General features: G+C 40.8%; 14 protein-coding genes. 13 read left to right on the forward strand and 1 reads right to left on the reverse strand.

The features are described from left to right. Window positions 1-74 precede the first annotated feature (74 nt). From KM885_RS09070 to KM885_RS09085, 4 genes are all read left to right on the forward strand, one after another. Complete coding sequence (locus tag KM885_RS09070; RefSeq protein ID WP_061129968.1) at window positions 75-398, forward strand: hypothetical protein; 324 nt, start codon at window positions 75-77, stop codon at window positions 396-398. Continuing rightward, a complete protein-coding gene (locus tag KM885_RS09075; RefSeq protein WP_216883813.1) occupies window positions 391-1,539 on the forward strand; it encodes a DUF2800 domain-containing protein in 1,149 nt (382 codons plus the stop codon). Before KM885_RS09070 ends, KM885_RS09075 begins: the two co-directional genes overlap by 8 nt. Continuing rightward, complete coding sequence (locus KM885_RS09080) at window positions 1,532-2,080, forward strand: DUF2815 family protein (protein WP_216883814.1); 549 nt, start codon at window positions 1,532-1,534, stop codon at window positions 2,078-2,080. The genes KM885_RS09075 and KM885_RS09080 overlap by 8 nt, the downstream gene beginning before the upstream one ends. A 72-nt stretch (window positions 2,081-2,152) precedes the next feature. After that, on the forward strand, window positions 2,153-4,087 hold the full coding sequence (locus KM885_RS09085; protein WP_216883816.1) for a DNA polymerase: 1,935 nt from the start codon (window positions 2,153-2,155) through the stop codon (window positions 4,085-4,087). Window positions 4,088-4,371: 284 nt separating this feature from the next. Here the strand turns inward: KM885_RS09085 and KM885_RS09090 are convergent, their stop codons facing one another. Next, on the reverse strand, window positions 4,372-4,971 hold the full coding sequence (locus KM885_RS09090) for a TetR/AcrR family transcriptional regulator (protein ID WP_027625321.1): 600 nt from the start codon (window positions 4,969-4,971) through the stop codon (window positions 4,372-4,374). Window positions 4,972-5,074: 103 nt separating this feature from the next. On the opposite strand from KM885_RS09090, the gene KM885_RS09095 reads away from it, so the two are divergent. The 9 genes from KM885_RS09095 to KM885_RS09135 all read left to right on the forward strand — a co-directional run bounded on the left by KM885_RS09095 (window position 5,075) and on the right by KM885_RS09135 (window position 12,366). After that, window positions 5,075-5,788 carry a GAP family protein gene (locus KM885_RS09095; RefSeq protein ID WP_053995410.1) on the forward strand — a complete coding sequence of 238 codons (714 nt, stop codon included), beginning with the start codon at window positions 5,075-5,077 and terminating at the stop codon, window positions 5,786-5,788. Between the two features lie 25 nt (window positions 5,789-5,813). Further along, window positions 5,814-6,032 carry a hypothetical protein gene (locus KM885_RS09100; RefSeq protein WP_027625323.1) on the forward strand — a complete coding sequence of 73 codons (219 nt, stop codon included), beginning with the start codon at window positions 5,814-5,816 and terminating at the stop codon, window positions 6,030-6,032. Window positions 6,033-6,345: 313 nt separating this feature from the next. Continuing rightward, complete coding sequence (locus KM885_RS09105; protein WP_216883818.1) at window positions 6,346-7,098, forward strand: phage antirepressor KilAC domain-containing protein; 753 nt, start codon at window positions 6,346-6,348, stop codon at window positions 7,096-7,098. Further along, window positions 7,098-7,532 (forward strand): DUF7768 domain-containing protein, encoded by a 435-nt coding sequence (locus KM885_RS09110; protein WP_216883819.1) that lies wholly within the window; start codon window positions 7,098-7,100, stop codon window positions 7,530-7,532. The genes KM885_RS09105 and KM885_RS09110 overlap by 1 nt, the downstream gene beginning before the upstream one ends. Further along, window positions 7,529-9,895 carry a virulence-associated E family protein gene (locus tag KM885_RS09115; RefSeq protein WP_216883821.1) on the forward strand — a complete coding sequence of 789 codons (2,367 nt, stop codon included), beginning with the start codon at window positions 7,529-7,531 and terminating at the stop codon, window positions 9,893-9,895. Before KM885_RS09110 ends, KM885_RS09115 begins: the two co-directional genes overlap by 4 nt. Before the next feature lie 219 nt (window positions 9,896-10,114). After that, window positions 10,115-10,396 carry a VRR-NUC domain-containing protein gene (locus tag KM885_RS09120; RefSeq protein WP_053995412.1) on the forward strand — a complete coding sequence of 94 codons (282 nt, stop codon included), beginning with the start codon at window positions 10,115-10,117 and terminating at the stop codon, window positions 10,394-10,396. Continuing rightward, the gene (locus KM885_RS09125) at window positions 10,377-11,738 is read left to right on the forward strand and encodes a DEAD/DEAH box helicase (RefSeq protein ID WP_042357514.1); all 1,362 of its coding nucleotides are present in this window, start codon (window positions 10,377-10,379) and stop codon (window positions 11,736-11,738) included. The genes KM885_RS09120 and KM885_RS09125 overlap by 20 nt, the downstream gene beginning before the upstream one ends. Continuing rightward, complete coding sequence (locus KM885_RS09130; protein ID WP_015926212.1) at window positions 11,735-11,956, forward strand: hypothetical protein; 222 nt, start codon at window positions 11,735-11,737, stop codon at window positions 11,954-11,956. The genes KM885_RS09125 and KM885_RS09130 overlap by 4 nt, the downstream gene beginning before the upstream one ends. Continuing rightward, window positions 11,953-12,366, forward strand: coding sequence for a DUF1492 domain-containing protein (locus tag KM885_RS09135; RefSeq protein ID WP_042357512.1), 414 nt, complete (start codon window positions 11,953-11,955; stop codon window positions 12,364-12,366). Before KM885_RS09130 ends, KM885_RS09135 begins: the two co-directional genes overlap by 4 nt. Window positions 12,367-12,376 lie beyond the last annotated feature (10 nt).

Below are 12,376 nucleotides of genomic sequence, written 5' to 3' on the forward strand. Positions count from 1 at the left end.
ACTGACTATCCTTGTCCCGGGTGACACCGTAAAGGAACTCGCCATTAGTGAGATTAAGGAGGGAGGATTAAACCATGAGCAAAATCAAACTTCTTCTTGATGTGGTTTCTGATATGCGCTCTTTGGCAGACAGTATACAAGCGGTTGCTGATGCAATGGCGGGCAATGAACCTGTCGAAGCAAAAGAACCGACTACACCTGTAAAAAAACCTGCGCCAAAGAAAAAGGAGATCACTCTGGAGGAAGTCAGAGCAAAACTCGCTGAAAAGAGTCAAGCCGGTCTTACTTCTCAAGTGAGAGAAATTATCAAAAAGTACGGTGGCTCTAAATTAAGCGAAGTTGACCCAAAACATTATGCAGATATGTTGAAAGATGCGGAGGTACTAGGTAATGGGTGATCACGCAGTACTTTCAGCATCGGGGTCCCATAGATGGCTTAATTGCCTTCCGTCTGCGAGATTGGAACTGGAATTTGAAAATAGTGAATCCAATGCAGCCGCTGAAGGTACAGCCGCCCATGCTCTCTGTGAACATAAACTTAAAAAAGCACTTCACATGAGGAGTAAGCGTCCCGTCTCGGCTTATAACACCGATGAGATGGAAGAACACAGCGATGCCTATGTGGAATTTGTAATGGAGCAGCTTGAACTGGCAAGGCAAAGCTGTACGGACCCGTTAATACTTATTGAACAACGTCTTGATTTTTCCTGCTATGTACCGCAGGGGTTCGGAACTGGTGATTGCATCATTATTGGAGATAAAAAGCTTCATATTATCGATTTTAAGTATGGCATGGGTGTGTTGGTAGATGCGGTGGATAATCCGCAGATGAAATTATATGCCCTTGGTGCTTTGGAAATCTACGATAGCCTGTATGACATCGAGGAGGTTTCCATGACCATCTTCCAACCCCGCAGGGAAAATGTCAGCACATGGACAATCCCGGTAAAGGAATTAAAAGACTGGGCAGAAAATGAACTGAAGCCAAAGGCGAAGAAGGCCTATGACGGCAAAGGTGATTATGTTCCAGGCGAGTGGTGTACTTTCTGTCGAGCAGCTGTTAAATGTCGTGCAAGGGCTGAAGAGAAACTGAAACTAGCACAAATGGAGTTTAAATTACCACCTCTGCTTACAGACTCTGAAATTGAAGAAGTTCTTTCTAAATTGTCCGACCTTACAAAGTGGGCAAATGAAATCATTGCTTATGCCACGGATGCTGCTGTTAATCACGGGAAAGAGTGGCACGGTTTTAAGGTAGTCGAGGGCAGGTCTATCCGTAAATATAAGGACGAAGAGGCTGTGGCTGAAGCAGCCAAGGCAAGCGGCTATAAAGATATCTACCGCCATAGTCTTATTACCCTTACGGAAATGCAGAAGCTAATGGGTAAAACGAAATTTGAGAAAATCCTTGGTGGTCTCATACATAAACCACCAGGCAAACCTACGCTGGTTCCACTTTCGGATAAGCGGCCAGCTATGAATATATCAAACGTAAAAAACGAATTTAACGAAATAACGGAGGAATTGGAATATGAATAATCAAAACAGAACGAAGGTTGTTACAAGCGTCAACACACGGCTTAGCTATTTTCACGGTTGGGAACCCGTATCCATCAATGGCGGAGCAGAAAAGTACAGCGTATCCGTATTGATTCCTAAAACAGATAAGGAAACCATCAATGCTATCAATGCAGCAGTAGATGCAGCCATTGAAGAGGGCCTTGCAAAGTTTGGTGGTAAAAAGCCTAATAAGGCTGCTATTAAAATGCCACTTCGAGATGGTGATGTAGAACGTGATGACGAGGCTTACAAAGGACATTACTTTGTAAATGCCAACAGCAAGACTCCACCTCAAATAGTAGATAAAGCAGTTAGACCTATCTTGGATCGCAACGAGGTTTACAGCGGTTGTTATGCAAGAGTATCCCTAAATTTCTACGCTTTTAACTCTAATGGCAATAAGGGTGTAGCTTGTGGTCTTGGCAACATCCAAAAGATAAGAGATGGAGAGCCTTTAGGTGGAAGAACCAATGCAGCTGATGACTTCACAACGATTGAAGATGATGATTTTCTAGCATAAGGAATAAATACAGACGAGGTGGTGGAGGTTGTTCTTCTGCCACCTCGTTTGCATTGGAAAGGGTGGTAATATATGAATTCTATTTCTATTGATATTGAAACATTTAGTAGTGCCAACCTTCAAAAGTCTGGAGTTTACCGTTATGCAGAGAGTGATGATTTTGAAATTCTACTATTTGGTTATTCGGTGGATGGTGGTGAAGTACAGGTGGTTGACCTTGCTTGTGGAGAGGAAATCCCGGATGAAATTATAAACGCACTTATGGATAATTCCGTCACCAAGTGGGCTTTCAATGCAATGTTTGAGCGTGTGTGTCTATCAAAATGGCTTAACCTCACAGGATATCTTGACCCTACATCTTGGAAATGTTCCATGATCTGGTCGGCATATATGGGACTTCCGCTTTCGCTAGAGGGGGTCGGTGCAGTTTTAGGTTTAGAAAAGCAAAAATTGACTGAAGGTAAAGACCTTATTAAATATTTCTGTACTCCCTGCCCCCCTACTAAATCAAATGGCGGTCGAGTTCGTAATCTGCCGGAACATGACGTGGAAAAATGGGAGCGGTTTAAAGCATATAACCTTCGTGATGTGGAAACTGAGTTGTCAATACAGCAGAGATTATCCAAGTTTCCGATGCCTGAGACCATTTGGGAGGAGTATCATCTCGACCAGGAAATCAATGATCGCGGCATTGCCATTGACATGACTTTCGTAAAACAGGCTGTCGAGATGGATGAATATTCCCGTGAAAAGCTGATGGCTTTAATGCAGGATATAACCAATTTAGAGAATCCAAACTCTGTACAACAAATGAAAGACTGGCTTGCCAATAATGGGTTAGAAACAGATACCCTTGGTAAAAAAGCGGTTGCTGAGATGTTAAAGACAGCACCTGAACCACTAGGTACTGTTTTGGAACTTCGTCAGCAACTTGCAAAATCATCAGTGAAAAAATACACGGCAATGGAGAATGCGGTATGTAATGACAGTCGTGCAAGAGGAATGTTCCAGTTTTACGGAGCCAACAGAACTGGCAGATTCTCTGGCAGGCTGATTCAACTACAAAATCTCCCCCAAAACCATATGTCCGATTTAGAACAGGCTCGAGCTTTAGTTCGAAGCGGAAACTTTGATGCACTTACTTTACTTTATGATTCAATCCCAGAGGTACTGTCGGAACTTATCCGTACAGCTTTTATACCCCGAGATGGCATGAAGTTCATCGTTGCAGATTTTTCAGCGATTGAGGCCCGTGTCATTGCGTGGCTTGCAGGCGAAAAATGGAGAATAGATGTATTCCAAAACGGTGGTGACATCTACTGTGCCAGTGCGTCTCAGATGTTTAATGTACCTGTTGAAAAGCATGGTGTGAACGGTCACCTTCGTCAGAAAGGGAAAATAGCCGAACTTGCCCTCGGTTATGGTGGATCTGTTGGAGCATTAAAATCAATGGGTGCTTTGGAGATGGGAATTGAAGAAGAGGAACTTCAGCCCCTTGTAACGGCTTGGAGACAATCCAATCCCAATATCACAAAACTTTGGTGGGATGTTGACCGAGCAGTAAAAACCTGTGTTAAGCAAAAAACTCCCACAGAGACACATGGCATTAAATTTATCTATCAAAGTGGGATGCTCTTTATTGTCCTCCCTTCCGGCAGACGGCTTTCTTATGTGAAACCTCGTATGGGAGAGAACGTGTTCGGCGGTGAGTCTGTTACTTACGAAGGCGTTGGTGGGACGAAGAAATGGGAAAGAATCGACAGCTATGGGCCAAAATTTGTAGAGAATATTGTCCAGGCAATCAGTCGTGACATTTTGTGCCATGCCATACAGACGTTAAAGAATTGTTCCATTGTGGCTCATGTGCACGATGAAATTATAATTGAAGCGGACATGAGGATGTCACTTTCCGCTATCTGTGAACAGATGGCTAGGACACCAACATGGGCAAATGGCCTGTTACTTAGTGCTGATGGCTATGAGTGTCTGTTTTATCAAAAAGATTAAATTAATTGGTAATCGGATAATCGTGTGGGAGGAGGTTAAAAGACCTTCAATTTTTAAATAATGAAAACAGGATAGCACTTATTTTATGACCGGTACGTGCTATCTTGTTTGTTTAATAAACGCTCCATTTTTGTGGAATAAAGGGTTAAAATTCGAATCTTGAAGAAATATAGTGAAAGAACCGATTTTGACTCCTCTCTCTATAAAGTTAATAATAAATCAAGGGGTAAGACTAAATCTATTAAAAACACATGGGACAATAATTGATACATCGACCGATTAGCTTAATTGATTTTATTGCAGAGTGTCTCTAAATGATAACGAATAACTTCCTTCACCTTTTCTGGAGAGTATACATCAGGTCTTAATAAAGCATGAATCGACAATCCCTCTATTAATGCCGTTAACCTACTCTTTTCTAATTCTGCATTCATTGAATCTGATAATACGCCTTTTAGAGCTAAGATTTCAATCATTGAATTTGCTAATTCATATGTACCGTCCGTCATTTCATCTTTTTTGTCCCTTATTGTATCACTTGTAAGTGAACGTAATGCAAGAATCCACCAAACACTCGTTTCAATTTTCTTTTCTTCATCTATTGGTACTAGCTCTAATAAAACTTCTTCTACTGCCTGCACTGGGTTTTCTGACCATTCTTTATTTTGAGAACGCTTTTTCCCTTCTTCTAAGTAGTAATTCATAATAAATAATAACATTTCATCTTGAGTTGAAAAATAATGTCTTAACGCACCAGAAGATATCCCTGCCTCAGCTGCAACTCTTCGTATAGACGCTTTCTCAACCCCTTCTTTCCTAATAATATTCCATGCAGCCTCAGCAATTTGTTTGCGCTTTTCATCATGATCAACAATTTTTGGCATTATAAAAATCACTTCCTTTATTTAGCACAGTGTGTTATTATCTTTTTATAGCACGATGTGTTAAATAGATAATACCACAACATTTAAAGGAGGACTAGTTTGTTTGATCGAAACTATTGAAGCATTGATGCCTTCTTCATCATTAGACATTTCTTCAGCATTAATGATTATTTCTTTGTGTGCTTTAATTGATATTTTAAGTCCCGGTGTACTGACTGTAACAGCCTATTTATTACTGACACAACCGAATCAGTTACCTTCTCGTTTATTTGTGTTTTTATTCATCACGCAGTTAGGCTATTTCATCACGGGTTTATTACTCTACTTTGGTGGAAATTCATTATTGAAGAGAATAGAACAATTGTCTCAGTTTGACTTTATCAATTGGTTTTATATCCTACTTGGAGCAGTTCTTGTTCTAATAAGCTTCAGTAAACCAAAAGAGACTACAAAAAAACGTTTAATTTCATTTATCCCCAAAAATACAACAATTAAAGGGATGATTATATTAGGAATCATTGTTTTCCTAATTGAATTTGTAACGGCATTGCCTTACTTTTATTCAATCTTTTTAATGAATCATCAAACAATTGATGCTACACCTGCTATCTTAATAATAATTGGATACAATCTAGTAATGGTGCTTCCTTCTCTGTTACTGTTAGGGGTTAATATTATATTTAAAGAAAAATTGCAACAATTTCTTGTTAAAATCAGGTCAAAATTAAATGAAGCTCCAATCTCTTCACTCTTGGTAGCGACAGGAGTCATAGGTGCAGTTTTTTTTAATATCGGTCTTAGGGGCATATTAAATTAGAAAAAATATTAAAGAGGTGTTCATCATGAAAGAAATTATCAGTGGACTCAGTCTACTTTTTATTATTCAGGGAGTAGGCGGATTAATCAATCATTTGACTAATGGAGGAAAAAGTTGGTTTTTAGTAAATTATATTGATGCGTTTCAAGGGTTGGAAATCGTTTTGGACATTGTATTTATTGTAGTTGGTGGGATCATAGCTTTAGCCACTCGTAAAATAACATCTAGTAAAAACGATAAGTGAATGATGTAAATAAAAAATACAGAGTGAGAATTTCTCGCTCTGTATTTTTTATTTTAATTGATTCTCCTCGAGGCTCTACCAACCTTACTCATCCAGGTCATAGATCAAAGATGATGCCCAAAATGACTGTTTTTCTCTTTTCTTAAAGTAGAAAATTACTGAATCAACCATTTAAATCTATTTTACATATACAAATTTCGAACAACAATCCGGATGTCTAATTTATTTTTTCAAAATCCTCAACAATCATTACCTCCTGTGGCTATTAGGTAGAGGGGTTTCCTCTCTGACTATATTGCAGGAGGTAATTCGTATGGACGAATTAGTAAAAATCAACTATGAAAATCAACGACCCACCGTACTCGGTCGTGATTTACATGAAGCCTTGGAAGTAAAGACCGCTTATAAAGACTGGTTTCCAAGAATGTGTGAGTACGGATTTGAGGAAGGGTCAGACTTTAGCTCATTTTTGAGCGAAAGTACTGGAGGCAGACCAAGCATAGACCATCAGTTAACAATTGACATGGCAAAAGAGCTATGCATGATACAGCGTACTCCAAAAGGGAAAGAGTGCCGCGGGTACTTTCTTGAAATAGAAAGAAGATGGAATTCCCCAGAAGCAATCATGGCAAGGGCACTTCAGATTGCCAATCAACAGCTAACACAAGTAAGGAAACAAAATAAAGTGCTTGAAGGTACAGTTGCTGTTCAGAATCAGCAAATTGCAGAAATGAAACCGAAAGTCTCTTATTACGATGTAGTTTTAAATTGTAAAGACCTTATTTCCACATCAGCTATTGCCAAAGATTACGGGAAGTCAGCTATTTGGATGAACCGCTATCTCAATAAAAAGGGCATTCAGTTTAAACAAGGTGGTATCTGGCTTTTATATCAGAAGTATGCGGAAAAAGGCTACACCAGCACTAAGACACATAGCTACCTTGGCAGTAACGGTGAACAGCATACAAAGGTCCATACATATTGGACTCAAAAAGGCAGACTCTTCATTTACGAACTTATGAAGGCGGACGGTATTTTGCCTCAGATAGAAATGGAGGGTGTGTAATGGGAATCAACAAATTTAACCATGAAGGATACCATGACCCAACTCCCCATGAAGCACTAACCAACATAATGAGAAAGGAAAAGGCAGAGAAAAAATCTGCCTTTAAGCCGCTTGTATATATCTGTTCTCCCTATTCCGGTGATGTAGAAGGAAACGTTAAAAAGGCTCGTAGTTTTTGCAGGTTTGCCTTAGACCAAAACTGTATTCCGATTGCTCCCCATCTTATGTTTCCACAGTTTATGGATGATGAAAACCCAGAGGAACGAGAGCTTGCCATATTTATGGACATCGTGCTTATGGGCAAATGCTCCGAGGTATGGGTGCTGGGAAATACCATCTCAAACGGTATGGCTAGGGAAATTGAAGTAGCCAAGAAACGCAGACAAACAGTCAGATATTTTAGTCCGGAGCATGAGGAGGTCGAAAGTTTATGAAAATTGCAGTGGGCAATAGCCGGATGGACAGGAAATGGAAAAACAAAGATATCTCCTGGGAGGATTTTTGCTCCCGTGTAAAGACAACACAGCGGACCACAGAAACAGTACAAGAATATCGGAAACTTAAAAAAGGTCAGCAAGATGATATCAAAGATGTCGGTGGCTTTGTCGGAGGGCATTTAAAAGAAGGAAGGCGAAAGAAGGGCAATGTTCTCTGCCGCTCTTTACTTACCCTTGATATGGATTACGGTAGACCAGATATTTGGGAGCAAATCTCAATGCTTTTTGATTTCAAATGTTGCGTTTACTCCACCCATAAGCACACACCGGAAAATCCGAGACTCAGGCTTATCGTTCCCCTTGCTCGTGAAATCAGCGAAGAAGAATATGCAGCCGTTGGACGTATGGTGGCAAAAGAAATCGGCATTGATCTTTTCGATGATACAACCTATGAGGCGCATCGCCTTATGTATTGGCCATCCACTTCCTCTAATGGTGAATTTGTCTATGAAGAACAGGATGGGGCATTACTTGACCCTGATGTTTATCTCTCTAAATATGAAAACTGGCGAGATACAACAACTTGGCCCGTATCAAGCAGGCAGTCTGAAGTTATTAATCGCAGTCTTAAAGAACAAGCAGATCCTCTTTTAAAGGAAGGTGTAGTAGGAACTTTCTGTCGCGCCTATTCCGTTCGTGAAGCAATTGATAAATTTTTAGGTGCAGTTTACGCCCCATCTGCTATGGAAGGGCGATATGACTATATTCCAGCTGACAGTAGTGCGGGTGTGATTATCTATGATGATAAATTTGCATACAGCCACCATGCTACTGATCCAGCAAGCGGCCTGCTTCTTAATGCTTTTGATCTCGTTCGTATTCATAAATTCGGCTCTTTAGATGATAGAGCTTCCACTACTACGGCTCCTGGCAGGATGCCGTCTTTTGTGGCAATGTGCGAGTTTGCTATAAAAGATGAAGCGGTAAAAGCCGAGTTCGCAAAGGAAAGACAGGCTCAGGCTGAAGAGGAGTTTAGTGATGAGGATTGGCAGACAGGTTTGGAACTAGATAAGCAAGGTCGGATAAAAGACACACTGGATAACATTGTCTTGATTATTCGGCATGATGAGGAATTACAGCATATCGCTTTCAATTGCCACCGTGACGGTATTGATGCCAAAGGTGGTCTGCCTTGGGAACAGATCAAGATGGGTTGGAATGATTCGGATAACGCACTTCTTAAGGTGTACTTAAGCAGCAAATACGGAGTCTATTCCCCTACCAAGACCAAAGATGCTGTATTAGCTGTAGCGTCAGAACGAGCCTACCATCCTGTTAAGGAGTATCTAGACTCCCTGCCAAAATGGGATGGTATTAGCCGAGTAGAAAATCTACTCATTGATTATTTCGGTGCAACAGATAATTCCTACACAAAGGCAATTATTCGCAAAACGATGGTTGCGGCGGTAGCCCGTATTTATAGACCAGGCACAAAGTTTGATAGTGTTCTTATCTTAAATGGTCCTCAAGGCATCGGTAAGTCAACCTTCTTTGCTAAGCTTGCCGGAGATTGGTTTTCAGACAGTTTGACCATTACGGACATGAAAGATAAATCAGGTGCTGAAAAACTTCAAGGATATTGGTTGTTGGAACTCGGTGAGCTTGCTGGAATGCGTAAGACGGATGTGGAGATTGTGAAGTCCTTTATTTCAAGGGCGGATGATAAATACCGTGCCAGTTATGGGGTCAACGTCGAAAGCCATCCCCGTCAGTGTGTAATTGTAGGTTCAACGAATGCAGAAAGTGGATTTCTTCGAGATATCACGGGCAACCGCAGATTTTGGCCAGTCCGCATTAACGGTAACGGTAAAAAGAAAGCTTGGCAGATGACCAAAGAGGAAGTACAGCAGATTTGGGCAGAAGCACTAGTGCTTTATGAGAAGGGCGAAAAACTCTACCTTGAAGGTGATGATGTATCCATGGCGACGAGTGAACAGGCAGATGCGATGGAAACAGATGAACGAGAAGGACTGGTTCGTACCTATCTAGATACGCTCTTGCCGGATGATTGGGACACGATGTCTTTGTACGAGCGTAGAAATTTCCTTGGCGGTAGCGAATTTGGCGGCGGCACCCGTGTTGGAACAGTAAAAAGGACCCTTGTTTGTAATATGGAAATTTGGTGTGAGTGTTTCGGTAAAGAGGCATCATTGCTAAAGCCTTCAGATTCCTATGCCATCGGTGCCATTATGAGAAAGATCAGTGAGTGGAACAAGTACACTGGGAACAAGAATGGTGTTGTAACGTTTCCTGTCTACGGAAAGCAACGAGCTTATTCCCGAGTCGAGGAACAACGCTAAGTTGTATCTTACCTTGTTCCCATACTTGTTATTTCCCTAAAGTTAGTAATGAAAAGGAAAATCAACGGTTCGGAACAAGTGGAACAAGAAGTAACCTATTTATTTATAAATAATAAAAAGAAGTAATAGTAGCCTGTGCATACACGCATACACGCGCGTATAGGAAAATTGGGTCAAAGTTGTTTTCTTGTTCCGAGCCTTTTTACATGGGAGGTATTTATGCTTGAAAAATATATCGAAAAGAAACTGGTGACTGAGGTAAAAAAGATGGGAGGCATTGCTGCGAAGTTTGTTAGCCCAGGTTTAGATGGGATGCCAGATCGCCTGGTGCTTTTACCACATGGGAAGATGGCATTTGTAGAATTAAAGGCTCCCGGGAAGAAACCTCGACTGTTACAGATTAGAAGAATAAAGCAATTACAGAAGTTAGGCTTTGCCTGCTATGTCATTGATGATGTTAAGCAGATTGGAGGGATACTCGGTGAAATACAATCCTCATAAATATCAGACCTATGCAACGAACTTCATTCTAGAGCATCCCATTGCTGCGGTGTTTTTAGAAATGGGTCTTGGCAAAAGCGTCATTACTCTAACTGCTATATTCGACCTTTGTCTTGATAGTTTTGAAATTGGAAAGGTTCTGGTCATTGCCCCACTTCGAGTAGCTAGGGATACTTGGCCAGCTGAGATTAATAAGTGGGAGCATTTAAAAGGACTCAAGTTTTCGGTAGCAATCGGTACAGAGCAGGAGCGATTGGCGGCTCTAAGGAAACCTGCAAGTGTCTATCTTATAAACAGAGAAAATGTTGACTGGTTGGTAAACAAAAGCGGTATTCCTTTTAATTTCGATATGGTGGTCATTGATGAACTATCATCTTTTAAGTCCTATGGCGCAAAAAGGTTTAAAAGTTTACTAAAAGTAAGACCGAGGGCAAAACGGATTGTGGGTCTTACGGGTACACCCTCCAGTAATGGATTAATGGATTTGTGGGCAGAGTTTCGTATTCTCGACATGGGTAAAAGACTCGGCAGGTACATAACACACTACCGCAATTCCTACTTTACACCGGATAAACGAAATCAGCAGATTGTGTTTTCATATAAGCCATTGCCAGGTGCTGAAGATGCCATATATCGGCTCATTTCAGATATTACCATTTCCATGAAGTCGGTAGATTTTCTAAAAATGCCTGAATGCGTGATCAATGAAGTGCCTGTCTATCTTAATGCTAAAGAACAATCAGTATATGATCACTTTCGTGAGGAGATGGTCCTTAAATTTGGCGATGAAGAAATAGATGCCATGAATGCAGCTGTCCTTTCAGGCAAACTTCTGCAAATGGCAAACGGTGCTATCTATGATGATGATAAAAAACCCCATATTATCCACGACCGCAAGCTAGATGCTCTTGAAGATTTAATCGAAGGTGCAAACGGCAAACCCGTGCTTATTGCCTATTGGTATAATCACGATTTGGAGCGTATTAAGGCAAAATTTAATGTCAGAGAAATTAAAACTTCCAAGGATATTAAGGATTGGAACAACGGTGATATTTCTGTGGCAGTTATCCATCCTGCATCGGCGGGACACGGTCTCAACTTACAAAGTGGAGGTTCAACGCTTATCTGGTTCGGACTTACTTGGAGTCTGGAACTCCATCAACAAACAAATGCGAGACTTTGGAGACAAGGACAAAAAGAGACAGTAGTAATCCATCACATCATTACTAAAGGCACAATCGATGAAGATGTGATGAGAGCCTTGAAACGAAAGGAAAAGACACAAACCGATCTTATTAATGCGGTCAAAGCAAATCTTGGGAAAGCGAGGGATGCTGTATGATGGATGCATTTGAAAAACTGGCAAATGCCATTATTCTACAGGCAGTCAAGGATTATCGTTTTGCTTTAAAAAGACTAGCAAAACACCCTCGCAATGATTCTGCTTTATATACGAAACGTGAGGTTGAGTGCTTCTTTCATTCTGGATTGTTCAATGTCCTCACCTCTCTCAACCCTGACATGTTAATTCAACAGCTACAAGAGGAGGTGGTGCGATGATGACAGCTAAGGAATTCTTAAAACAGGCTTACCGTTTGAATGAATTGATTAACTCCGACCTTGAAGAGTTGCAAAACTTAAGGGATTTATCAAGAAGTGTTTCATCCCCTGTGCTTGATGAGAAAGTCAGTCGAACCAAGAGTACTGACCCACCCTTTGAAAAATATGTGATTAGGATAATAGATTTGGAGCAACAGATACAACATGAGGTTGAGCGATTAATAAAGCTTAAATCAGATATCCGTGAAGCGATTAACCAGATGGAAAATGTGGATGAGAAGCTGCTTCTTCGCTACCGATACATTAACTTTCTTAACTGGGAAGAAATCTGTGTCAACCTTAATGTTTCTATGAGAACCGTACACAGACTCCACTCATCCGCTTTGCAACATTTAAAGGTTCCAAAATAAAAAGGAGTAA

The sequence above is a fragment of the Oceanobacillus caeni genome, assembly GCF_019037185.1.
GTDB classification, from domain to species: domain Bacteria; phylum Bacillota; class Bacilli; order Bacillales; family Amphibacillaceae; genus Oceanobacillus; species Oceanobacillus caeni.